The organism is Cryobacterium sp. M96 (assembly GCF_002929845.1).
GTDB lineage: Bacteria > Actinomycetota > Actinomycetes > Actinomycetales > Microbacteriaceae > Cryobacterium > Cryobacterium sandaracinum.
This window is the reverse complement of the sequence record NZ_PJJS01000040.1, coordinates 39,957-61,704: the sequence shown is the minus strand read 5'-3', so window position 1 is coordinate 61,704 and position 21,748 is coordinate 39,957. Positions and strand designations below refer to the sequence as shown.

The following is a 21,748-nucleotide window of genomic DNA, read 5'->3' as shown; positions in this document are numbered from 1 at the left end:
ACCAAGGAGTAAATCGTGAAACGACATTCCATCGGGATTCTCGGAGTTTCGACTGTTGCGTTGTTCGCCGCAGCCGTACTCGGATCCGGAGCAGCTCAAGCGCAGACCACGCAATCCGAACGCACCCCCAAAACGGTGACGTTGACCGCGAACCTCACGGAACTCAACGGATCCGGGGCATCCGGAACTGCAACCGCGACAGTTCGCAACCAGAAGATCAAGCACATTGAAGTGCACGCCTCCGGGCTGATGCCAGAGGCCCCGCACGCTCAGCACATTCACTACGGCAACCAGGCGATGCAAGAGTGCCCCACCATCGCACTGGACAGCAACGGTGATGGTCGCCTGAACACCGTGGAAGGGATTCCCGCCTACGGACCGGTCGTCGTCTCACTGACGACGACAGGGGACACCTCACCGGCCAGCTTGCTGGACGTCACCCGGTTCCCGGTGTCTGAGGGCGGCAGCTACCACTACAGCCGCGACAATCTCCACATCACCAAGGTGGGGGGAACCGGATACCCCGGCCCCAGCGGAACAGGAACGGCGAAAGAGATCGCTGATTCCATCCGCGAGGGCGAAGGCGTCGTCGTGATCCATGGCGTCGACTACAACGGCAACGGCGAGTATGACTTCAGCCGAGGTGCAAGCGAACTCGACCCGAACCTGCCGGCAGAAGCAACGGATCCGGCCGCCTGCGGCATCCTGGAATAGACAACACCCTCAGCACGACTCTGGGTTGAAAGAGCCTATGGCCCATCCTGCCGGATGGGCCATAGGCATGCCGAAATCACCGTCGCGGGGAGAGGTGGTCGTGATGTACGCGTTCATGGTGTTCCTCGTATTTTTCGGCCACGCGAAGCGAGCAGGAGTTCGCGGGGCAACCCGGACACACGAGTCCTCGGACTTGCCGGCTCAGTCCCGGCGCAGTGAACGGGGCATTGATGGGGGCGTCGCGCGACTCTGGGGCGATCGCCATGGGGTTGATCCACTGGTCCCAGGTCGTGGGTCCAATTCATGGGGCCACGTCGTGGCCCAGAACGGCAGACAACCAACTAATCGATCGGCGTCGATATATCGAATGTGACTCTTGCCCCGATGGATGTCAATCTGTCCACCTGCATACCCGTCACCCGGGTTGGGGTCGCCGGTATTCAGCGGTCACAGATTCGTGCGCTCACGGTAATTCCCTTGCCGCGGCGCCCGCCGCACGCCTACGCTAAATCATGCCTCACCTCACCGTTCCGGGCGCGTCGCTCTACTACGAGACAGCCGGCCACGTATCGTCACCGGCACTCCTCTTGCTGCACGCCGGCATCGCCAATTTGCGCATGTGGGACCCGCAGATCGACGCGCTGGCTGCCGGCCACTTCGTCATCCGTTTCGATAGCCGCGGATGCGGCCAGACGACCACCGAGAACGTGGAGTTCTCGCCGCGCGCGGACGCCCTCGCGGTTCTCGACCACCTCGGGGTGGCGTCGGCCACGCTGATCGGGTGCTCTCGCGGAGGCGGGATCGCCATCGACCTGGCCACGGAGAGCCCCGACCGCGTGGACGGCCTGGTGACCGTGGGAGCCGGGCCCAGCGGGTTCCCCGAAGTTGAACTGACCGATCTCGAGGACGCCCGGTTCGACGAACTGGATGCCGCATTCGACGCCCAGGACTGGCACCGTCTGGCGCGCCTCGAGGTGGCGCTCTGGGCGTTCGGCCCACTGCGCACCGAGGCCGACCTCGACCCCGAATTCGTGGCCACGGCCTACGCGCTGGGCCGTGTCAACGCCGCGCATGCGGAAGAGTCCCCGACGCCGATTCCGCTCGAGCCGCCCGCTTTCAACCAGGTCAGCGACATTCAGGTACCCGCGTTCGTCTCGGTCGGTGAGTTCGACATCACTCCGCATCTCGCCGAATATGAGTATGTCCTGTCGACGCTCCCTGACGTCACCGGCTTCACCTTCCGCGATACCGCCCACCTGCCGAGCGTCGAACGGCCGGCGGATTTCAACCGGGTGCTCGTGGATTGGCTGGCGGAGCACCGGCTCTAGTCCGGCGCGGCCGGGGCGCACGAAGGCCGCGCCGGCCGGGGCATCCTCCTGGCCGGGGCCGCCCTGCTCACGCTCGTCGCCGCCGTCGTCACGCCGTGGGCCCTGACGCTGGCGGCCTCACCCTCTGAAACGGCCCTCATCGTCGACGGCCTGCGCGCCCTCGCACTCGCGACCGCCCTGCTGCAGCTCGCGGTGTCATTCCCCGCGGGCCGCATCCTCACCGACACCGAGCGCCGCTGGGCGTTCTGGGCACTGCTGGCCCCGACCGTGGCGGCCGTCGCCCTGCCGGTCACCGGTCTCGCGGAGACCCTACCGGCCGGCGTTCGCGCCGCGCTGCTGCTGGGCTCCCCCACCTTGGCGGTCGTGCCCACGGTGATCCTGCTCGGCGCCATCGGAATCTGGCTGCGGCTGCACGTCTACTCCGGCACCGCACGGATCGAGCGTGTCGTGGCCCTCGGCGCAGCCGCGCCAACGCTGCTCGCGCTGATCTGGTCCGTGCGGCAGACGACGGATGCCCCCGCGCCCGTCGACGGCATCGCCGTCGCGACCGCGGCATTACTCGTCTGCGCCCTCGGCCTCGTACTCGACACGGTGGGGGCACGTGACACGGCCTCGAACACCCAAGGGCGGACGGACCGGCTCGCCCTCGAGGCCGGCGCGGGCCTGATTCTGGTTCCCGGCACTCTCCTGACTCTCGCCGCCGGGAGCCCCCTCGCCTGGCTCGTACTGCTGCTGGTCGGCGCGACCGCCCTCGTCACGGCGATCGCCCCGGACGGGCTCTTCGGCTCCCGGTCACCGCGACGCCATCTTGGCTGGCTCGCCCTGCTGCTCGGCACGGCCGGCCTCTGGGTCGGGCTGAACCGCGTCGGCACCGAGGCCCCTGAGCCGTACGTGCTCCCGGTCGCCGGCATGCTGCTGGTCCTGGCCGTGCTGATCCGCCGGTTCGGCCGCATTCCTCGGGCTGCAGCGGCAAGCCCGGCCGCGGCGCTGCTCACCCTGGCCGGCCTGCTCGTGGCGATCGTGCCGCTGGCGCTCGCCTCGGCCTCCGGCTCGCCCGCGCGTCCGATCGTCATGGCCGCGGCGTGCGGCGTGCCGCTGCTGGGCTCTGCCGTCGCGCGCTGGGGGCCATCACGATCGGCGTACCTTGCCGCCGCCTGGACGAGCGGAGCAATCGGGCTCCTGGTGACCAGCATCGTGCAGCTGATGCGCGTGCTCGGCGCACCCGGCGCACCCGATGCGCGGCTCGAATGCTGGTTGTTCCCGCTCGCTGCCGCGGCGGCGGGGGCGTTCCTGATCGGCGCCCGCACCGACCCAGCGACCCTCCGTCCGCGCACCATCGCGAGCATCATGCTGCTCGTGCTGGCGCTGGCGACCGTGACGACGGCCGAGATTGCCGCATTCACCGGGGCCGATATGACCGATGACACCGCCGTGACCGCGGTGCGTGCATCCGTTCTCGTGCTCGCCCTCGGGGTCGTGCACGTGCTGGCCGCGTGGCGGCTGCGCGCGCCCTTGACCATGGCCGTCGGCTGGGTTGCGGCGGGGCTGGCCGGGTTCGCCCTGATGAGCGCCGTGGGGACGCAAGCCACCGAACCGTTCGAGTTCGTGACCGTGCCGCTCGGCCTCGCTATCGTCGTCGGCCAGGTGCTCGCCGGGCGCGCGCGACCGGCCGACACCGAGGCGCCGGTCGCCGTGCGGGCCCGCTGGATCACGGCCGGACTGGCCCTTGCCCTGCTGCCCGGCGCGGTGGTCGGCGGCACGGGCGATCTCCTCCGCCCCGTGCTGGCCCTGACCATCGGCGGTGCGTTCGCCGTCAGCGGGGCGCTCCTCCTGGTCCGGCCGCGCTGGGCATTCCTCGCCTGGCCGGCCCTCGGCGTCGGCGCGCTCACGGTTGTGCTCACGGCCGCATCCCGCATCCAGCCGCTGCTCGAGCTCGCGCCGAACGGCCCAGACACCCGGCTCGAGGCATGGCTGCTGCCCTCGGCGCTGATCCTGGCGGCCGTCGGCACAGGTCTCGTCACCGTCACCCGGCGCACCGATGAGGGTACCGGCCCGGGCCGCAGCGAAGCGACGGATGCCCCCGCGCTGCGCCTCGGTTACGTCCTGTTGGTCCTGGCGATCGTCGGGGTTCTCGCAGCCGAGGTGGCCGCACTCGGCTACGAGCCGCTGGCGACCATCCGGGTGATCCTGCTCGTCTGGACTTTCTCCGCGCTGCACCTGGCGGCGTTCTGGTGCGACGACAGCCGGCTGGGCCGGATGGTCGCCTGGGTGGCGATCGGGGCTGGCGGCGGCGCCGTGGTCGCCGGGTCCGCGTACGCGGCGCCGGCCACGGTGGAGATCGTGAGCGTTCCACTGGCCATCGCCCTGCTGGCCACCGGTTGGTTGCACCTCGACGTCACGCCGGCCGCGCGCAGCCGGCGCTGGCTTGCTCCCGGGCTGCTCGTGCTGCTCGTTCCGTCGGTGCTGCTCGACATCACCGAGAGCCCGCTCTGGCGGGTGGTGGGCCTCGGCCTCGTTGCCACCGTGGTGATCGTGGTCGGTGCCGTGCGCAAGTTGCAGGCTCCGTTCGTGATCGGCGCGATCGTGCTGATGCTGCACGCGGTGGCGCAGCTCTGGCCCTGGATCTCGCTGGCCTACGGCGCGGTGACGTGGTGGCTGTGGCTGGGCGTGGGCGGCGTCATCCTGATCGTGCTCGCGGCCCGCTACGAGCAGCGGATCGCGAACTTCAAGGCGATCTCGATGACTATCTCGGCGCTGCGGTAGCGGCCCGGCTCAGGACTGCACCGCGTGGCTGATCGTCAGCTGCACGAAGTCGGTGTTGATCAGGGCCTTCGAGAGATAGAACGGGCGCCCGTCGTGGTCGAGAGTCTGGGTGAGGATGAGCACCGGGCTGCTGGCCGGCAGCCCGAGCAGCTTGCCGCGTGTGGCACCGGGAACACCGAGCGTGATGTCGGTTTCGCCGGGCCCGAAGATCGGACCGAGCACTGCGATCAGCGCGGCGAGCGCACTGTGTCCCGCAGCTCCCGCGTCACCCTGGGCGTTCGCGTCGACGCCTGCCTCGGACACGGCCGCCACCGCCGCCTCGCCGAGCCGGCTCAGGCGGTCTCCCGGCACATGCTCCTGGATCAGGGCGATGGGTGCACCCTCCCGGGTGATGACGCTCTCGAGAAACCATGAGGCCTCGTCGGTGCGGATGCCGATGGCGTCCGCAGTGAACGCGGGCGACGCGGACTGCAGCGCAGTCTGGGTGCGGCGAACGTGCACGGTCGGTCCGGTCTCGCTGAGAAGCTCCTCGATCGGACGGATCTTCTGCAGCCCGAGGTGAGGCAGCCGGTCGGCGACGAAGCGCCCGATGCCCCGGCGCGAGCGCACGAAGCGGTCCTCCTCGAGAAGCATGAGGGCCTCCCGCACGACCGTGCGGCTGACGCCCATCGCCGTGCCGAGCTCGGACTCCGAAGGGAGCAGGGAGGCGATCGGCAGGGATCCGTTGCGGATCGCCTCGGTGATGCGCGAGTACACCGCCACCCGCAGCGGCAGACTTCCATTGGTCTCGAGCGGACCTGCCAGGGCCGCCTCCGTGCGTCGATCCATTCGTTCTCCCCTGGTCGGTGAGTCGAGCCTATCGTGTGATCTCACGTACTTGTATAACAAGCATGTACACTGAGCGTGTCGACCTTGTGTTTGCTCCAATGAAGGAGTCGTGTCATGCTCGTGCTTTCCTCCGAAGCCGCTCCCGTAATGGGGCGCGCCCGCGCTCCCCGGGCTCCCGGAGTGTTGATCGGCACGCTGGTCCTGGCGATCCTGACGTTCCAGCTGAATGCCACCCTCCTCTCCGCCGCCTTGCCAGCCGTCGGCGCCCAGTTGGGCGAGAGCATGCAGGATGTCGCCCGGGTGCAGTCGGTGTTCTTCCTTTCCGGCGCCGTTTTCGGCATGGTCTTTTCCCGCTGGAGCGATTTCCTCGGCCGCAAGCGCAGCCTCGTGATCGTACTGACGCTGCTGCTGATCGGCACCGTCATCTGCGCCCTCGCACCGAGCCTCCCACTGCTGCTGCTCGGCCGGGTGCTGCAGGGCGCGTCCAACGCCACCTTCACGATCTCCTTCCTCCTACTCTCGGAGCGCCTGAACAGCCGCCTGTTCGGCATCTCGGTCGGCATTATCACCTCGGTCAACGGCGGCCTGTTCGGCGTCGACGGCTTTCTCGGCGGCTACGTGACCGACACCATCGGCTGGCGGTTCCTCTTCGTGTTCACCCTCGGCCTCGGGCTGGTCGCAATCAGTTGCGTCGCACTCTTCATTCCGCAGGATGATCCGCGCACCCAGGACGGGTCAATGGACTGGTGGGGTGCCGGCATCCTGTCCCTGTTTCTAGTGCTGCTCACGAGCCTGATCTCGCAGGCGTCGTCGTCAGGCTGGGCCGACCCGCTCACGCTCAGTTACCTCGTCGGGGCGGTCGTCAGCGCGGTCGTCTTCGTGCTCGTTGAGAGGCGCACCCGACGGCCGCTCATTCCCATCCACGCGCTGCGTTCCCGCCGGGTGTGGCCGCTCCTGCTGTCCACGGTGCTCACCCTGGCCGGGGTCTTCTCCGCGCTCAACTTCACCGTGGTCTTGCTCAGCCAGAACAATCAGGTGGGTTACGGGCTCTCCGCCTCGATGTCGGCGCTGCTCTACCTCACCCCGACCGCGTTCGTCGGCGTCACCGCGGCGATCTTCTCCGGCTGGATCGCCGTGCGGATCGGTTGGATCACCGCGCTGCGGCTGAGCAGCGGCGTCATCACCCTGATCACGGTCGGCCTGGCCGTGTTCGCGATAGACCGCTGGCTGGTTTTCAGCCTGCTCATCGTGATGGGCGTCTTCTACCTCGGCCTGTTCCAGAGTTCGGTCAACGGCGTCTCCGTGCTCAACTCGCCGCCCGAGGCGCGCGGGGCCCTGCCCGGCCTGAACGGGGCCTGCTTCGGCATCGGCATCGGCATCGGCATCGCCCTCGTCGCCCCGGTCGTGGCCGCGGGCACGGTCGCCGGCTTCCAGACGGCCCTGTGGATCTCCGCGGGTCTCACCCTGGCATCCTTCCTGGCCTCCCTGATTCTGCGCCCCGCCGCATGAACTCCCGCACCGCTTCTGAACCCCTGAACCAGCACCATGAGAACGGATGGTCAACGATGACTCCCACGACGGCTCCCCACCCCCGCCCGATCTACCTCGACTGCGACACCGGGATCGACGATGCGATGGCGCTTGCGTTCTTGCTGGCGACACCGGGCATCCGTCTGGTCGGGATCGGCACGGTGAGCGGATGCGTCAACCCGGCCGTCGCCGCGGTGAACACCCTGAGCCTGCTCGCTACCGCCAGGCGTGACGATATCCCGGTCGCGGTCGGCGTCTGGGAGCCCGTCAGCGGGATCTCCCGGCGCGGGACCGCCCACATGCACGGCCGCAACGGGATCGGGGACGTGCTGCTGCCCCGCTCGCGGCGGCACCCAGTCGACGACAGCGCCACGGAGCTGCTGATCCGGCTGGCGCACGAGTATCCCGGCGAACTGGAGGTCATCGCGGTCGGCCCGCTGACGAACCTGGCCGAGGCCCTCTACCTCGACCCGGAACTTCCCCGGCTCGTGCGTCGCGTCACCATCATGGGCGGCGCCGTCTTCGCGCCCGGCAACGTCGGCAAATTCGCCGAGGGCAACATCGCCGCCGACCCCACGGCCGCCGCGGACGTCTTCGCGGCCAGCTGGCCGGTGACCGTGGTCCCGCTCGACGCGACGGCGCCGCACACCTTCGACGAGACCCACCGGCGGGCACTCGCCTCGGCCTCGGGGCTGACCCAGCAGGCACTGGCCGCCATGCTCGGCACCTGCCTGACGCAGTGCGGCACGCAGTTCAGCACGCGGCGTTTCGCCCTGCATACCTCCATCGCCGCGGCCTTCGCAACCGGCGCTCTTGAGGCCGAGCGGGCGCCGACCCTGCGCATCTGCGTGGACATGAGCGCCGGCCCGCGCCACGGCCAGACCCACTTCGCCAAGGTGGAGGCGGCGGCCGGGGGGCCTGTCACCGCGGGGCCTGCCGGGCAGAATCCGCACGAGGCCCGGGTCGTGCTGTCCATCCGGCGAAACGCCGCGACGCTGCTCCTGGAACGAATCCTCACCCTCGCACCCGCTGCGACTTCGGCTCAGGCTTTCGTGCCGGCTGCCGCTGAGGCCGTTGTTGTTCCGGGTCAGGCTCAGGCTCCGTCCGGAGCCCGAGCACAGGCGCCCGCTCGGACCCGTAGGCAGGCGGAACCGGTACCAGCCTGAGCCGCCGTCTGCATCCGTCGGCATCCGTCGAGCCGCTCTTCTTGAAGACTTTCGCAGCACGCCGTGACGCGCGCAACCGCAGTGCCAGTCTGAGAAAATAGACGAATGACCGCAACACTCGTGGCCAAGGGCCTGACCGGCGGGTACGCGGACCGCACACTCTTTGATTCCCTCGACCTCACCGTCGCGCCCGGCGACGTCGTGGGTGTCGTCGGTGTGAACGGATCGGGCAAGTCCACGCTGTTGAGCTTGCTTGCGGGCCTGTCCGAACCGCAGTCCGGCACCGTCAGCCTCGCCCCGGCCGATGCCTTCGTCGGCTGCCTGCCGCAGGAGCACGAGCGTGTGCCCGGTGAGACCGTGGCCGGTTACATCGCCCGGCGCACCGGCTGCGCCCAGGCGACCCTCGAGATGGACGACGCGGCATCCACTCTCGGCGATGCATCACCGAGCCCGCGACCCGACGGCCTCGACCCGGCCGACGTGTACTCGGCCGCCCTCGAGCGCTGGCTGGCCAGCGGCGCCGCCGATCTCGATGAACGGATGCCCGTGGTGCTCACCGGCCTCGGTCTCACTTTCGGCACCGAGCTCGCCGAGCACACCCTGATGACGTCTCTGTCCGGCGGGCAGGCCGCGCGGGTCGGACTGGCCGCCCTTCTGCTGTCGCGCTTCGACATCGTTCTGCTCGACGAACCCACCAACGACCTCGACCTCGACGGCCTGGAACGCCTGGAGTCCTTCGTCACCGGCCTCCGCGGCGGCGTCGTGCTCGTCAGCCACGACCGTGAGTTCCTGGCGCGCTGCGTGACGCGCGTGCTCGAACTCGACCTCGCCCAGGGGGCAAACCGGGTCTTCGGCGGCGGCTACGACTCCTACCTGGAGGAGCGCGAAACGTCCCGCCGGCACAAGCGCGAACACTACGACGAGTTTGCCGAGAAGAAGGCCGACCTCGTGGGCCGGGCCCGCACCCAACGCGAATGGTCAAGCCAGGGCGTGCGGAACGCCATGAAGAAGGCACCCGACAACGACAAGATCCGACGCAAGGCATCCGCCGAGTCCAGCGAGAAGCAGGCGCAGAAGGTGCGGCAGCTGGAGAGCCGCATCGCGCGCCTCGAGGAGGTCGACGAGCCGCGCAAGGAGTGGCAGCTCGACTTTACGATCGGGTCCGCGCCCCGCTCGAGTTCGGTGGTGTCCACGCTGAGCAACGCGGTGCTCCGCCAGGGCGATTTCACCCTCGGCCCGGTGTCGCTGCAGGTCAACGCGGGTGAGCGCATCGGCATCACCGGGCCGAACGGGGCCGGCAAGTCCACGCTGCTGCGCGCGCTGTTGGGGCATCAGGTTCCGGATGCCGGCACGGCCAGCCTCGGTGCCAGCGTCAGCATTGGCGAAATCGACCAGGCCCGGGCCCAACTCGATGGCACCCGGCACCTCGCCACCAGCTTCGAGGAACTCGTGCCCGATCTGTCCACGGCCGAGGTGCGCACCCTGCTCGCAAAATTCGGCCTCAAGGCCGACCACGTCAACCGTCCGGCCGCGGACCTCTCCCCCGGCGAGCGCACCCGTGCCGGCCTGGCGCTGCTGCAGGCGCACGGCATCAATCTACTGGTGCTCGACGAGCCCACCAACCACCTCGACCTGGCCGCCATCGAGCAGCTCGAGCAGGCCCTCGAGTCCTACGAGGGCACGCTGCTGCTGGTCACCCACGACCGACGGATGCTGGCCAACGTGCACACGGACCGGCACTGGCGGGTGGACAACGGCCAGGTGACCGAGGCGTAGGTGAGCGGACCCTATTCGATTGGTGGAGTCGCTCCCGGAAAGTCAGAGCTGACTGCACCGAGTGGACGCGGCTGAGCCCAGGCGGAGCGTCGTGTCCGGTGTTGAACCAATTCGACGGAGAATCTGCCGGAAAACTGCAATTTCAGGCTCTATGTGGGCGATTTGGGCAGAATCTCCGTCGAATTCGTTCGAGGAAAGTCACTGCCAGACCTCGCGGACAACCGCCGCGAACCCAAATCCACGATCCCTCACGGCTGTCAGGCCCCTCGCATCAAGGACTCAGTAGCCGTCGGCCGGTCCTACCGGGGTGGTGCCGGCGATGCTCCAGTGCCGACCGCTGTCGACTGTCTCAGCTTCTTCCCAGTTTTCGTCACCGTCAGCGGCGTCTGCCAGGTGCAGGGCCGGTGGTCGCGGCGCAGACGGATTTCTTCAGTATCCCGGGCGGGTACTGCCGACGTTCTTCGGCCGGCGGCGCGACGAGCGAACCTTCTGCATCGCGGCCTTCCCCTGCGGGCTGCGCAGGTACTTGGTGACCACGGTCAGGATTACGGGGATGTACTTCAGCAGGCGCGCCATGGCGGTCTCATTTCTGTATAAAATTTTGGGTACGAGAGTGCGGTAGCGGGTGGGCAGACCTGCGCCCGCCCAGCCGCCCGGTGCAGGTGTTGGATATGAGTGTTAGGTGCTGGCCGTCAGCGGCCGAGTGCTTCGCGGTCGACGCGGCGGTGGAACCGCATGCCGGCGAGTCCGCCGACGATTGCGCCGATGAGGCTGATCAGGACGATGACGATCGCGGTGATGATGCTGCCTGCCGTGAGACCGTCCGGATTGAGCGGGATGCTGGGCAAGCTGTTCAGGTTCCCCAGAACGTTGAGTTCACCGCCGGCAATGACCCCGAGGATCCCGGCGACGGCAGCGATCACGATCGCCCAGACCCAGACCGCGATTCCCTGCTTGATTCCGTTGAAGCGGGCCATCCGACCGGCGACGTAGCCGCCGCAGAAATATGACACGAAGACCACAACCGCGAGCACAATCGCTCCGACCAGTGCCATGGTGCCGGCGTTCTCGGCAGCAGTTCCGGCAGCTTGGTCTGTGGAATCGGCCCCGCCCAGGCCGACTGCGGCTCCGACCGCAGCGAACAGGGCGGTGAGGATCACCGCGGTCCCGGTGGCGGTGAGCCAGCCGAAGAAAGCCGATCCCCACTTGATCCCGCCGAAGCGGGCCTCGTCGCGGCCGACGGCCTTATCACGGTCGGCGACCTCGTGGCGGTTGGTCGCCCCATCGCCCGCGGATACCGCAGCATCGGAGCCGTGGTCGTCGATGTTTCGATTCATGTTTAAACCGGATGAGTCGTATGTTGCCATGTTGATATCTCCTCTACTGATACAGATATGAACCTCAGAGAGTCAGGACGACTTCGCTCAGCCGCGTCACAGGAGAATCGATGGAGTGGACGCGATCGGAGCGTGTCCCGCCGAGACAGAATCTGTCTTCAGCGAGAATCTCTTAATATGTAGTCGTATTTCAGAGGGTGTTCGTCACAGAAATCAAGCAGGGAATTTCGCGCTCCTGGAGGATTCAGGCGCTCTGAGAGGCGCGGGGGTCTCCCGCCTAGATGACAAGGGTCTGGTCGACCAGCCCCTGAGCAACCTGGGACAACAACAAGTGGTTACTGCGAGCGTGATTCCTCAGCAACGCGAATGCGTCCTCCATCGAGACTCCGCGGGAATGCGAGATCACGCCTTTGGCTTGCTCGATGAGGACTCGGGAGTTCAACGCAATCGTCAATTGCTCCCGCACCGAGTTGCTTTCTCGGAGCGTGCGTTCCTGCAGAATCCCGATCGTGGCCACATCGGCCAACGCCTGGGCCGCGCGCACATCCTGTTGACGCAGGGCGCCGGGAACAGTGGACAACAAGTTGAGGGCGCCGATGGTAGTCTCACGCAGCCGCAACGGAATCGCATGGACCGCAGCGAAACCCTGCTCCCTGGCACTGTCCCGAAACCGCCGCCACGCGAGCGGGCTGTCCTCCACGTCCGGCAGGGACACGACCGACCCGGTAATGAAACACTCGACACACGGGCCCGCCCGAGCGCTCAGTTGCATCACCTCGACAAGCCTGCTGGCTTCGCTGGTGGAAGCGACAACTTCGAGCTCTCCGTTTTCGTCGGCCAAGAGAATACCTGCCGCCGCAATATCGAAGAGCCCGGCGCAACTCTCCACCAGTGTCTGGAGGAGCTCCACCACGTCATAACCGGCAACCAGGGTGTCAGCTAGGGTCGCGAACGTTTCGATCAGGCGGTCTTCTCTCGTTTCATCAATCATGAGACCCTTCGATCTGGTTTTCATTCACCGCAAAAGTCAATCGCCGGTCGATGATCTCCTCCGCGATCTCCTGCACAGATCGGCCGACGGCGAAGGCATGGCCCTGGATGATCAGACGGGCGTCCAGGGCAGAAATCCCCAGTTGGGCCAGCACCATGCCTGTGGCCTGATGCACCTCACGTCGGGAGAATTGTTTGCGCGTGTCGGTTTCACCCTTAATGTCGCTCTGGGACAGCCGGATGGCACGGGCGAGAACGAGCCGGCTGACGACGGTCGCGAGGGCTGCAGTGTGCTGGATATTCAGATCACTGAGATGACTGGGCCGACTCGTGTACAGGTCGATCGCCCCGATGCGCAACGGCCCCAACGACAAAGGAAAAGCAAAAAGCGCGCCCAGATCATCGGCGATGATTGCCTCCGAGAACGCCGGCCAAACCCGGTTCGGTCGTTCGCGAATGTTCGGCTCGAAGACCGGCGCCCCGGTTTCTAGAGCATCCCAACTCGGACCCTCGCCCAGATCGAATTGAAGCTCGTCCAGCCGCATCGATTGGGCGTCGCTCGCCGAGATTGTCTCATCAGGGAGAAAGTCACCGAACGTCGAGATTGACACGCCATCCACTGGCAGTACCCCCAGGAACGGCTCGAACAGACGGGACTCGCTGCCTGTCAAAGCGGACAATGCCTTTTCGGCAACCGCGAATTGATCACGCATGGCAATCCCTCCTGCGATTCTCGCTGCTGCTCCTTTTCAAACGTGGCCAAGTCATTTTCCGAACGTACCCCGCCACGTCCGAAACGGGAGGCTCAAGAAGCCTTCACGACCGATATTTGAGTTCCAGCAAGTCTTTCTTCCAGGTCGTAGCCGAGCGCCGCAGCGATATTCAGCAGCTGCGCCTCGAGCAGCTCCTGTTCAGCACACGACATTTTCCTCTGAGCTTCGCCGATCCGTGCACGAAAATCACCGTAGATGCTATCCATCAGCGTCTCGCCCGTCGCAGTCAGCTCCAGGAACAGGCTCCGCCGGTCATTCGGGTTGGCAACTCGGCGCACGACATCCCGGGCGACCAACCGGTCAGAGATCGCGCTGACCGCACCCATCGAGAGATCCGTGGAACCGGCCAAAATCTTCGGTGTCACCCGGCCCGCTTCCGAAATTCGAAAAAGAACCCGTATCTCAGAACCCGTGAAGCCATCCTTCGCCGCCATCCCGGCACGCGTCTTGTCCAGCGCTCGAAGCAGAACGACCACCGCAGCAGCAACACCCTCGAGAACCTGGACGGAGCCACTTTCCTTGAACATGGTTTCCTCCCGACATCAACGAAAAGTACTCAGCTGGATCTGCGGCACATTTCCGCCTCCACCCTATCGACGACGTGCATCATCTTCCAACATAAAATAGTTTGAAATTCAAACTGATCGCTATATATTACTCTCCGACGCCAATTCTTAGGGCATCGTCCGATCTCTGCTGAACCACCACGTGGCGCTTCAGGGTCCGCTGAGAGACAGGGTCTATTTCCATGAACGAGTACCGTCTGACCGTGAATGGCGACCGTTACGTTGTCGACACCGACGATGACCTGGCAGCATGGAAAACCTCCGTGGCCGACGCGGTGCAGCGCGGTGGAGGATTCATCAATGTGATCAATTCCGCCGGGTTCTTGACTACGCTTCTGATCACCCCGAACTCGACCGTCACGCTGCAACAAGTCCGCTCCCAACGACCGGAGCCCTGGACCCAGCTTCTCGCCGAGGAGGCCTTCACCTACGAGGACTTCTAGCTCTCCGAACTGGTGTCTTCGGCAACTCCTCAGCGGGCCCGTCGCGGCGTACGTTTGTAGTAACAACCCGGGGGACAGATGCCGCAGCCGTGAGTCACACAGCCCGCACCTGGGGCTCACATGCCCGCGCTCCAACCGCGCCGGCACCGCCGGCATCGCCGACAGCGTGCGCTGAGCCCGCTGCCCTCCACCGGACGCCCGGGCGCCGGCTCTGCCTCTCCGTCGCCGTGAAGTTCTGGCTGTCCGTTCTGTTCGCGCTCAGCTGGACCGACGCATCCGTTTGGATCTCGCTGCCGTGGATCCAGGACCTGACCCGCCTGACCGGCAAACCGGCGGCGTGGATCATCGTCTCCCTGGTGGCATTCCTGCCTGGCTTCGTGGTGGCGTTTCTGAGCCTGTCGCTCCTGCTGGATCGCCAGCCGCCGTTCCGGGTCCCCGATCCGGTCACCCCCCTGACCATCATCGTGGCCGCCCGAAACGAGCAGGACGGTCTCCGGGAGGCGATCCGCTGCATCGGCGGGAGCGATTACGCCGGCGAGGTGACGGTGATCCTCTCCGACAACGGCTCCGATGACGCTACGGCGCGGTTCGCCAACGTCGCCGCCATCGAATCCGACGTGGACCTGCTGGTCGTGCGGCAACCTGTCCCCGGCAAGTCGAACGCGCTGAACTCCGCACTGACCCACGTGACCACGCCCTATCTGATCACGGTCGACGCGGACACGCTGCTGCACCGGAAGGCCCCGCGCCACCTGATCTCCCGGCTTGAATCCGCCCCGGCAGACACTGTTGCCGTGGCCGGCGCGGTTCTCGTGCGCAACTCCCGCATCAACCTGCCCACCCGCATGCAGAAGTGGACGGGCTGTTCTGGGTGCCCGGCCTCGTGCTGTTCGCCGTCTTCGGCAACACGGCCGTGGTCTCGATCTGGGCGCTGGCCGTGCTTCCGATCACCCTGGTGATCTACGGAAGTCTGCGCATGTTCCAGAGCCGCCGGGTCTTCGGTCCGCTCGGTCTGGAAATGCGACGCAACCGGTTCGGCTACCTGGCCTATCTGCTCGGCGACCAGGTGCTGTGTTCCTACGCGTCACTGGTCGGCTATGTGCGGTTCCTCACCGGGTCCGCCCGCCGCTGGAAGTAGTCCCCCTCAGCCCGAGCGCGCTCAGCCCTCGGCGGGAATCAGGTAGCGGTGGCGCACGTGCCGGCGGCCGGGGTCGGCCTGCCAGAATTCGACCTCGACCGGGCGCAGGGCGTACAGCTGCCAGGTGGGGTTCTCTGATCCGTCGGCGCCGGGCCGTTCGGACCAGTCGGCCGCCGAGGCATCCGTCGACAACTCGGCGACCGGGCCGACCACGCGCACCTGGCGGCCCAGCGCCGACCAGAAGAAATTCATCGCGGCCAACGGATGCTCCGTCAGCTCCCGGCCCTTGCGCGACGCCCGCGAGGTGGCGAAGTGCCAGCCCTCGGCGTCGAGATTCTTGAGGATGAGCATGCGCGACGACGGCATGCCCTCGGCGCCGACGGTCGCCAGGCTGAAGGCGTGCGGCTGGGAAACCCCGGCCGCGAGGGCCTCATCAAGCCACGACCGGAACAGTACAGCCGGGTCGAGTGGCGCCGACGCCGGGTCGAAAATCGGCAGATCGACGGGAAAATCCGGCAGGGAACGCAGCATGCTGCGGAATGATTCGCTCACCCACCGAGCCTACTGCGTCGACTGTCAGCGTTCAGAGAGTGCCGCTAGCGTTGGAAGCAGACAAGAGGAGCGAGATGAAGGTACTCATTGCAGGATGCGGGGACCTCGGCACGGAGGTGGGCCTGCGTTTCGCGGCGCTCGGGCACCGGGTGGTGGGGTTGCGCCGCAACGCGGCCGTTCTCCCCGCCGGTATCGAGGGCCAGTCCGTCGACCTCAGCGCGCACAAGCCGGTCGTGCCGGCCGACACCGAGATCGTGATCGTGGCGATCGCCGCGGGCAACCCCAGCCCTGCGGTCTACCGGGCGGCCTACGTGGACGGTCTGCAGAACCTCCTCGACGCGCTCGACGAGGCCGGCGTCACGCCCCGCCGCGTGCTGCTGGTGTCGTCGACCGCCGTCTACGACGTGTCCGACGAGAGCTGGGTCGACGAGCAGACGCCGGCCAACCCGCGGCCGGGCACCGACGCCATTCTGCTCGAGGCCGAACGGATGCTGCACGCCCGCATCCCCGCGGCTGTCGTCTTCCGCCTGTCGGGCATCTACGGCCCCGGCCGGGAGCGCCTGATCACCCAGGTGCGGAGCGGCCGCACCACCGCGTCGGCCTCGGCCCGCCACACGAACCGCATCCACCGGGATGATGCCGCGGCCGCGATCGTGCACCTGATGCTGCGGGAGGAAGCACCGGCGACCCTCTATCTCGGCGTCGACAGCGCGCCGGTGCGCGGCGGTGAGGTGCTGGCGTTCCTTGCCGAGGAGCTTGGACTGCCGGCCCCTAAGCCTGAGGCACCCGGCGCTCCCGGCACAACGACTGCCGCGCCCACTCGGCCCGTCCCGCGGGACAGCCAGCGCGGAGGCGACAAACGCCTCCGCAACCATCTGCTGCTGGGCACGGGTTTCACGTTCAGCTATCCGACCTACCGCGAGGGCTACCGGGCCGTGCTGGCCGGCCGGGGCATCCGTCACCCGTAGCTCAACCGGGTTCGGTGTGAACCAATTCGTTCGGGAACGAGACGCCTAGAACGAGACGTCTAGAACGAGACGCCGCAGACCAGCGCCGCGTTCGCGAACGGCGTCGCCTCCCCCGAACGGATGAATAGCTTCGCCGAGGCCGACAGGTCCTTCAACTCGGCGTGGCTGATGTACTCGATCGCGTCGAACCGGTCGGCCAGCCAGACCCCGGCGGGGGCGGTTTTCGACTCCTCCGCGGCCACGCAGCGCTGGAACACCATCTCCTCGAGCAGGGCGTCGAGCACCTGCTCGAAGCGCGGCACACCATGCACAAGCGCCAGGTCGATCACGGGAACGCCGGCCGGGATCGGCATGCCGCAGTCCGCGAGGAGAACGACATCCGTGTGCCCGAGGCGGGCCAGGGCGCCGGAGAGGTCGGCGTTCAGGATGCCGCGGCGCTTCATGCGCGTACCAGCGGCAGCTCGTCGGCCAGGGAGGGATACGACGTCTGCGTGCCGCGCGACTGCACTGCGAAGGCACCCACGCGCACGGCCCGGCGCACGGACTCGGACAGGCTCGACCCGGCCGCGAGCTGCGCGCTGAGGGCGCCGACGAATGCGTCGCCGGCGCCCGAGCTGTCCACGGCAACGACCCGTGGCGACGCCAGACTGTGGGTACCGTCCCGGTCGGCGCAGATCGCGCCCTTCGCACCGCGGGTGAGCACGACCGAGGGAACGCCCCAGTCGAGGAGCCGGGCGACGAGCTCGGCGTCCTCGGTGGGGATGACCATTTTCGGGGCGAGCTGCGCGAGCACGAGGGCAGCCTCGTGCTCGTTGACGACCAGCGGGTCGGCCCGACGGATGCTCGCGGCATCCAGTTCGATCACGGGCGCCAGGTTCAGCACCACCCGGCCGGTGGCCAGCCGCATTGCCGCCACGATGCCCTCCGCGGGAATCTCACCCTGAAGCACCACCACGGCGGCCTCCGCGATGACGGTCGCGCTGGCCTCAACGGCCTCCGCGCCCAGCAGTGCGTTGGCGCCGGGGATGATCACGATGGTGTTTTCGCCGTCGGCGGCGACCGTGACGAGTGCCAGGCCGGTCGGGCCGTCCACCGCGCGCACATTCGACAAGTTCACTCCGGAGCGGGTCAGGATCGCAGTCGCGACCTCGGCCTGCGGATCCCGGCCGACCAGGCCGACCATACTCACCGCGGCGCCCAGCTGGGCGGCCGCGACGGCCTGGTTGGCTCCTTTTCCTCCGGGGAGGAGCTCCATCGACGTTCCGATGAGGGTCTCACCGGGCAGCGGGTGGCGTTCGATGGTGATCAGCTGGTCGACGTTGATCGACCCGACGACGACGACCGTGCTGGCGGAGTAACTCACTTGGCGAAGTCGCCGACATTCGTCTTCGTGACGGAGACGACCTCGACCGGAACGGTCTTCTCGATCGTGTCGCCGGCGATGGCCTTGATGGCCAGTTCAACGGCGAGCTTGCCGAGTTCGGCCGGCTGCTGAGCGATGGTGGCAACCAGGGTGCCTGCCTCGATGGCGGCGAGTCCGTCGGCCGTGCCGTCGAAGCCGACGACCGCGACCTCGGTGCCGGCCCGCGACCCGAGCGCCTGGATGGCGCCGAGCGCCATTTCATCGTTCTCAGCGAAGAGGCCGGTCGCGCCGGGGTTGGCCTGCAGCAGGTTCGTGGTCACGTCGAGCGCGGCGGCGCGGTCGAAGTTGGCGGTCTGCTTGGCGACCACGGTGATGTTCGGGTAGGCCTTCATACCCTCTTCGAAGCCCTGGCCGCGGTCACGGCTGGCCGAGGTGCCGGAGACACCCTGCAGGTGGATGACGCTGCCCGTTTCGCCCATGGCCTCGGCGAGGGCGTCGGCAGCCTGACGGCCACCGGCCACGTTGTCGCTGGCGACGAGTGAGTTCAGGTCGGCGCCGTTGACCGTGCGGTCGACCCCGATGACCGGAATACCCGCGCTGAGGAGGTCGTTCACGGCGGAGGAGGCTGCGTCGGAGTCCACCGGGTTCACGATGACGGCCTTGGTGCTGCCGGAGGCGGCGGTGGCGAGCTGATTGGCCTGCGTGGCCGAGTCGTTCTGGGCGTCGACGATGTTCAGCTGCACGCCGGCCTCGTCGGCGGCAGCCTGCGCGCCGTCGCGCAGTTCCACGAAGAACGGGTTGTTCAGGGTGGAGACGGCCAGCACGATCTTGGTGCCCGACGCCTCAGACCCGCCACCACGGCCGCAGGCCGTAGTGCCCACCAGAATCAGGGCGGCGGTGGCGGTCAGCGCCGCGATTTTGCGAAACGAGGAGGACTTCATTGTGTATTCCTTTGTGGTTATTGATGGGTGAGGAGAAAGGTAGAGGGGGTGACGGATGTCGGCCGCCGGCCTGGTCAGCTGCTGCGGGTCTTGCGGCGGAGCACGTCGACGCCCACGGCGAGGGCGATCACGAGTCCGATCACAACCTGCTGCCAGAACGACGTCACGTTGAGCAGGTTCAGGCCATTGCGGATGACGACGAGCACGAGGGCACCCACGAAAGTGCCTGAGATCTTGCCGAGGCCACCGGCGAGGGAGGCACCGCCGATCACGACGGCCGCGATGGCGTCGAGTTCGTAGCCCGCCGCGGCCTGCGGCTGCGCGGAGTCGAGGCGCCCGGCGAGCAGGAGCCCGGCAAGTGCGGCGAATAGTCCGGCCAGGGCGAAGACGGTGACCAGGATGCGCTTGACCGGCAGTCCCGACAGCCGGGCGGCTTCGGCGTTGCCGCCGACCGCGTACATCGAGCGGCCGATGACAGTCCGGTTGAGCAGGAAGGAAGCGGCCAGGGCGGCGAGCACAAGGATGATGATCGGCATCGGCACCGGGCCCAGGTTGCCGCCGAGGAAGGAGACCTCGGCCGGCGTCGAGATCGGACGGCCGTCGGAGATGACCAGGGTCAGTCCGCGGGCCACGCTGAGCATGGCGAGCGTGGCGATGAACGAGGGCAGCTTGCCGTAGGCGTTGGCCAAACCGTTGATGGTGCCGGCCAGGGCTCCGACGAACAGACCACCCAGGAGGGCGATCCAGCCGGGGAGGCCGGCGCTGGCGAACATCCAGCCCGACGACATGGCCGACAGGGCCGCCACGGCACCCACCGAGAGGTCGATCCCGCCGGCCACGATGACGAAGGTCATCCCGAAGGCCAGCACGGCCACCGTGGACACCTGGATGCCGATGTTGAGCAGGTTCTGCGCGGTCAGGAAGTCGGGAGTCGCGATGAACAGGGCGATGCAGAGAACGACGAGGCCGACGAGGGCGCCGTTGTTGGCGAGGAACTTCTTGTAGTCGAGACCGCGGCGCTTCAACGGCAGGGTTGTGGTGGACATGGTGGCTTCCCTATCTCTATTCGTACTTCTCGTCGACATCGCGGGCGGCGAGTGTCATGACTGCGTCTTGGGTGGCCTCGGCGGCGGTGAGCTCGCCGGCGATCCGGCCGTCGCGCATCACGAGGATGCGGTCGCTCATGCCGAGAATCTCGGGCAGTTCACTGGAGACCATCAGAATCGCTCCCCCGGCCGCCGTGATCGCGTTCATCAGTTCATAGATCTCGACCTTGGCGCCCACATCGACGCCGCGGGTGGGCTCGTCGAGGAGCAGCACCGTGGAGGCGGCGATGATCCAGCGGCCGAACACGGCTTTTTGCTGGTTGCCCCCGGAGAGTGCGCCGATCGACTGGTCGATGGTGTGCATCCGGATGCGCAGTTTCATGGCCACCTCGGCGGCCCGGCTGCGTTGGCCGGCGAAGTCGACCAGACCCAGCTTCGCGGTGGCGGCGAGCGTGGCGTAGCCGAGGTTGTCGTTGACGGATGCGTCGAGCACCAGCCCCTGTCCCTTGCGGTCTTCGGGCACGTGCCCGATGCCCGCTGCGATTGCCGCCTGGATGCTGCCGTTCGGCAGCTGCCGGCCGCGCACGGCGACCGTGCCGGAGGTGTACCGGTCGGCGCCTGCGATCGCGCGGATCAGTTCGGTGCGCCCCGCGCCGACCAGCCCGGCGATGCCAAGCACCTCGCCCGCCTTGACGCTGAAGCTGATGTCGCTGAACGAGCCGGCCGAGGTGAGCTTGTCGACCGTGAGGATCTCGGTCGCCTGGCTCACGTCGCCGGCCGACCGCGGGAAATGGTCTTCGATGTTGCGGCCGACCATCAGCTTCACGAGGTCGTCTTCGGGGGTGGAGGCCGGCACCTCGGCGATGAACTCGCCGTCGCGCAGCACGGTCACGGTGTCGCCGACCTCGGCGATCTCGTCAAGGTGGTGGCTGATGAACAGCATGCCCACCCCACGGCGGCGCAGGTCGGTCATCACGGCGAACAGGCTCTCGGTCTCGTGGCGGGTCAGTGCCGCGGTGGGCTCGTCCAGGATCAGGATGCGGGCGTTGATGCTGAGCGCCTTGGCGATCTCGACCAGCTGCTGCCGGGCGATGCCGAGGTCGCCGACCAGGGTGTCCACGTCGACGTCGAGGCCGATCAGGGCGAGGGCGGCACGCGCCCGATTGCGCAGGGCGCTGCGGTCGACCAGGCCGTGCTTGGTGGGCATCCGCCCCAGCATCACGTTCTCGGCGATGCTCATGGTGGGAACGAGGTTCAGTTCCTGGTGGATCGTGGCGATGCCGAGTTCCTCGGCCGCGCGGGTGGTGGGCAGGGTGACTGTCTGCCCGTCCACCACGATGTGGCCGGCGTCCGGCTGGTACACCCCCGCCATCATCTTGATCAGGGTGGACTTGCCGGCGCCGTTCTCGCCCAGCAGCACCTGCACCTTGCCGGCGTAGACGCTGACGGTGACGTCTTTGATGACCGTCACCGGTCCGAAGGTCTTGCCCACGTTCTGCAGGGTGACCAGTGGTTGTTGACTCATG

General features: G+C 67.4%; 22 protein-coding genes. 10 read left to right on the top strand and 12 right to left on the bottom strand.

Features of this window, described 5'->3' with window-relative positions; genetic code table 11:
• The first annotated feature begins 60 nt into the window (after nucleotides 1–60).
• The 3 genes from CXY79_RS05160 (at nucleotide 61) to CXY79_RS05145 (ending at nucleotide 4,805) form a co-directional block, all read left to right on the top strand.
• Nucleotides 61–714, top strand: a complete 654-nt coding sequence (locus tag CXY79_RS05160; protein WP_104100078.1) for a hypothetical protein — start codon at nucleotides 61–63, stop codon at nucleotides 712–714.
• 512 nt (nucleotides 715–1,226) lie between these two features.
• Nucleotides 1,227–2,042 (top strand): alpha/beta fold hydrolase, encoded by an 816-nt coding sequence (locus CXY79_RS05155; protein ID WP_104100077.1) that lies wholly within the window; start codon nucleotides 1,227–1,229, stop codon nucleotides 2,040–2,042.
• Between the two features lie 192 nt (nucleotides 2,043–2,234).
• Nucleotides 2,235–4,805: an SCO7613 C-terminal domain-containing membrane protein gene (locus tag CXY79_RS05145; RefSeq protein ID WP_104100075.1), complete on the top strand. Its 2,571-nt coding sequence runs from the start codon at nucleotides 2,235–2,237 to the stop codon at nucleotides 4,803–4,805.
• A 9-nt stretch (nucleotides 4,806–4,814) separates the two neighbouring features.
• Here CXY79_RS05145 and CXY79_RS05140 read toward each other — a convergent pair whose 3' ends face one another.
• On the bottom strand, nucleotides 4,815–5,633 hold the full coding sequence (locus tag CXY79_RS05140; RefSeq protein ID WP_104100074.1) for a GntR family transcriptional regulator: 819 nt from the start codon (nucleotides 5,631–5,633) through the stop codon (nucleotides 4,815–4,817).
• A 114-nt stretch (nucleotides 5,634–5,747) separates the two neighbouring features.
• Here CXY79_RS05140 and CXY79_RS05135 point away from each other — a divergent pair, with 114 nt between their 5' ends.
• The 3 genes from CXY79_RS05135 (at nucleotide 5,748) to CXY79_RS05125 (ending at nucleotide 10,105) form a co-directional block, all read left to right on the top strand.
• Nucleotides 5,748–7,142 (top strand): MFS transporter, encoded by a 1,395-nt coding sequence (locus CXY79_RS05135; protein WP_104100073.1) that lies wholly within the window; start codon nucleotides 5,748–5,750, stop codon nucleotides 7,140–7,142.
• A 56-nt stretch (nucleotides 7,143–7,198) separates the two neighbouring features.
• Entirely contained in the window at nucleotides 7,199–8,329 is a 1,131-nt protein-coding gene (locus tag CXY79_RS05130) for a nucleoside hydrolase (RefSeq protein ID WP_104100107.1), read from the top strand.
• Nucleotides 8,330–8,434: 105 nt separating this feature from the next.
• Nucleotides 8,435–10,105: an ABC-F family ATP-binding cassette domain-containing protein gene (locus CXY79_RS05125; protein ID WP_104100072.1), complete on the top strand. Its 1,671-nt coding sequence runs from the start codon at nucleotides 8,435–8,437 to the stop codon at nucleotides 10,103–10,105.
• A gap of 429 nt (nucleotides 10,106–10,534) precedes the next feature.
• Here the strand turns inward: CXY79_RS05125 and CXY79_RS15905 are convergent, their stop codons facing one another.
• The 5 genes from CXY79_RS15905 to CXY79_RS05105 form a co-directional block, all read right to left on the bottom strand.
• Nucleotides 10,535–10,681: a hypothetical protein gene (locus CXY79_RS15905; protein ID WP_158250227.1), complete on the bottom strand. Its 147-nt coding sequence runs from the start codon at nucleotides 10,679–10,681 to the stop codon at nucleotides 10,535–10,537.
• 116 nt (nucleotides 10,682–10,797) lie between these two features.
• Nucleotides 10,798–11,442 (bottom strand): hypothetical protein, encoded by a 645-nt coding sequence (locus CXY79_RS05120; protein WP_104100071.1) that lies wholly within the window; start codon nucleotides 11,440–11,442, stop codon nucleotides 10,798–10,800.
• Nucleotides 11,443–11,719: 277 nt separating this feature from the next.
• Nucleotides 11,720–12,433, bottom strand: coding sequence for a GAF and ANTAR domain-containing protein (locus tag CXY79_RS05115; RefSeq protein WP_104100070.1), 714 nt, complete (start codon nucleotides 12,431–12,433; stop codon nucleotides 11,720–11,722).
• A complete protein-coding gene (locus CXY79_RS05110) occupies nucleotides 12,426–13,145 on the bottom strand; it encodes a GAF and ANTAR domain-containing protein (RefSeq protein ID WP_104100069.1) in 720 nt (239 codons plus the stop codon). Before CXY79_RS05110 ends, CXY79_RS05115 begins: the two co-directional genes overlap by 8 nt.
• A 92-nt stretch (nucleotides 13,146–13,237) precedes the next feature.
• The gene (locus CXY79_RS05105; protein ID WP_104100068.1) at nucleotides 13,238–13,732 is read right to left on the bottom strand and encodes a MarR family winged helix-turn-helix transcriptional regulator; all 495 of its coding nucleotides are present in this window, start codon (nucleotides 13,730–13,732) and stop codon (nucleotides 13,238–13,240) included.
• Between the two features lie 221 nt (nucleotides 13,733–13,953).
• Between CXY79_RS05105 and CXY79_RS15900 the strand changes: the two genes are divergently transcribed.
• The 3 genes from CXY79_RS15900 (at nucleotide 13,954) to CXY79_RS05095 (ending at nucleotide 15,352) form a co-directional block, all read left to right on the top strand.
• The gene (locus tag CXY79_RS15900) at nucleotides 13,954–14,214 is read left to right on the top strand and encodes a hypothetical protein (RefSeq protein ID WP_158250226.1); all 261 of its coding nucleotides are present in this window, start codon (nucleotides 13,954–13,956) and stop codon (nucleotides 14,212–14,214) included.
• A 227-nt stretch (nucleotides 14,215–14,441) separates the two neighbouring features.
• Nucleotides 14,442–15,173, top strand: a complete 732-nt coding sequence (locus tag CXY79_RS15895; RefSeq protein ID WP_158250225.1) for a glycosyltransferase family 2 protein — start codon at nucleotides 14,442–14,444, stop codon at nucleotides 15,171–15,173.
• Nucleotides 15,152–15,352: a hypothetical protein gene (locus CXY79_RS05095; RefSeq protein WP_158250224.1), complete on the top strand. Its 201-nt coding sequence runs from the start codon at nucleotides 15,152–15,154 to the stop codon at nucleotides 15,350–15,352. Before CXY79_RS15895 ends, CXY79_RS05095 begins: the two co-directional genes overlap by 22 nt.
• A 21-nt stretch (nucleotides 15,353–15,373) precedes the next feature.
• On the opposite strand, the gene CXY79_RS05090 is transcribed toward CXY79_RS05095, so the two are convergent.
• A complete protein-coding gene (locus CXY79_RS05090; RefSeq protein WP_104100065.1) occupies nucleotides 15,374–15,904 on the bottom strand; it encodes a pyridoxal 5'-phosphate synthase in 531 nt (176 codons plus the stop codon).
• Between the two features lie 74 nt (nucleotides 15,905–15,978).
• Between CXY79_RS05090 and CXY79_RS05085 the strand changes: the two genes are divergently transcribed.
• Complete coding sequence (locus tag CXY79_RS05085) at nucleotides 15,979–16,872, top strand: NAD-dependent epimerase/dehydratase family protein (RefSeq protein WP_104100064.1); 894 nt, start codon at nucleotides 15,979–15,981, stop codon at nucleotides 16,870–16,872.
• 59 nt (nucleotides 16,873–16,931) lie between these two features.
• Here the strand turns inward: CXY79_RS05085 and rbsD are convergent, their stop codons facing one another.
• The 5 genes from rbsD to CXY79_RS05060 all read right to left on the bottom strand — a co-directional run bounded on the left by rbsD (nucleotide 16,932) and on the right by CXY79_RS05060 (nucleotide 21,747).
• Entirely contained in the window at nucleotides 16,932–17,315 is a 384-nt protein-coding gene (gene rbsD, locus CXY79_RS05080) for a D-ribose pyranase (RefSeq protein WP_104100063.1), read from the bottom strand.
• Nucleotides 17,312–18,235: a ribokinase gene (locus CXY79_RS05075; protein ID WP_104100062.1), complete on the bottom strand. Its 924-nt coding sequence runs from the start codon at nucleotides 18,233–18,235 to the stop codon at nucleotides 17,312–17,314. The genes rbsD and CXY79_RS05075 overlap by 4 nt, the downstream gene beginning before the upstream one ends.
• Nucleotides 18,232–19,176, bottom strand: coding sequence for a substrate-binding domain-containing protein (locus CXY79_RS05070; protein WP_104100061.1), 945 nt, complete (start codon nucleotides 19,174–19,176; stop codon nucleotides 18,232–18,234). Before CXY79_RS05070 ends, CXY79_RS05075 begins: the two co-directional genes overlap by 4 nt.
• Nucleotides 19,177–19,250: 74 nt before the next feature.
• Entirely contained in the window at nucleotides 19,251–20,222 is a 972-nt protein-coding gene (locus tag CXY79_RS05065; RefSeq protein ID WP_104100060.1) for an ABC transporter permease, read from the bottom strand.
• Nucleotides 20,223–20,238: 16 nt separating this feature from the next.
• The gene (locus CXY79_RS05060) at nucleotides 20,239–21,747 is read right to left on the bottom strand and encodes a sugar ABC transporter ATP-binding protein (RefSeq protein ID WP_104100059.1); all 1,509 of its coding nucleotides are present in this window, start codon (nucleotides 21,745–21,747) and stop codon (nucleotides 20,239–20,241) included.
• Between the last annotated feature and the right edge of the window lies 1 nt (nucleotide 21,748).

Excerpts from the sequence above, each read along its gene's own strand:
- CXY79_RS05155 (WP_104100077.1), top strand. The coding sequence starts at position 1,227 with ATGCCTCACCTCACCGTTCCGGGCGCGTCGCTCTACTACGAGACAGCC.
- CXY79_RS05140 (WP_104100074.1), bottom strand. The coding sequence starts at position 5,633 with ATGGATCGACGCACGGAGGCGGCCCTGGCAGGTCCGCTCGAGACCAAT.
- CXY79_RS05135 (WP_104100073.1), top strand. The coding sequence starts at position 5,748 with ATGCTCGTGCTTTCCTCCGAAGCCGCTCCCGTAATGGGGCGCGCCCGC.
- CXY79_RS05130 (WP_104100107.1), top strand. The coding sequence starts at position 7,199 with ATGACTCCCACGACGGCTCCCCACCCCCGCCCGATCTACCTCGACTGC.
- CXY79_RS05125 (WP_104100072.1), top strand. The coding sequence starts at position 8,435 with ATGACCGCAACACTCGTGGCCAAGGGCCTGACCGGCGGGTACGCGGAC.
- CXY79_RS15905 (WP_158250227.1), bottom strand. The coding sequence starts at position 10,681 with ATGGCGCGCCTGCTGAAGTACATCCCCGTAATCCTGACCGTGGTCACC.
- CXY79_RS05120 (WP_104100071.1), bottom strand. The coding sequence starts at position 11,442 with ATGAATCGAAACATCGACGACCACGGCTCCGATGCTGCGGTATCCGCG.
- CXY79_RS05115 (WP_104100070.1), bottom strand. The coding sequence starts at position 12,433 with ATGATTGATGAAACGAGAGAAGACCGCCTGATCGAAACGTTCGCGACC.
- CXY79_RS05110 (WP_104100069.1), bottom strand. The coding sequence starts at position 13,145 with ATGCGTGATCAATTCGCGGTTGCCGAAAAGGCATTGTCCGCTTTGACA.
- CXY79_RS05105 (WP_104100068.1), bottom strand. The coding sequence starts at position 13,732 with ATGTTCAAGGAAAGTGGCTCCGTCCAGGTTCTCGAGGGTGTTGCTGCT.
- CXY79_RS15900 (WP_158250226.1), top strand. The coding sequence starts at position 13,954 with ATGAACGAGTACCGTCTGACCGTGAATGGCGACCGTTACGTTGTCGAC.
- CXY79_RS05085 (WP_104100064.1), top strand. The coding sequence starts at position 15,979 with ATGAAGGTACTCATTGCAGGATGCGGGGACCTCGGCACGGAGGTGGGC.
- rbsD (WP_104100063.1), bottom strand. The coding sequence starts at position 17,315 with ATGAAGCGCCGCGGCATCCTGAACGCCGACCTCTCCGGCGCCCTGGCC.
- CXY79_RS05070 (WP_104100061.1), bottom strand. The coding sequence starts at position 19,176 with ATGAAGTCCTCCTCGTTTCGCAAAATCGCGGCGCTGACCGCCACCGCC.
- CXY79_RS05065 (WP_104100060.1), bottom strand. The coding sequence starts at position 20,222 with ATGTCCACCACAACCCTGCCGTTGAAGCGCCGCGGTCTCGACTACAAG.
- CXY79_RS05060 (WP_104100059.1), bottom strand. The coding sequence starts at position 21,747 with ATGAGTCAACAACCACTGGTCACCCTGCAGAACGTGGGCAAGACCTTC.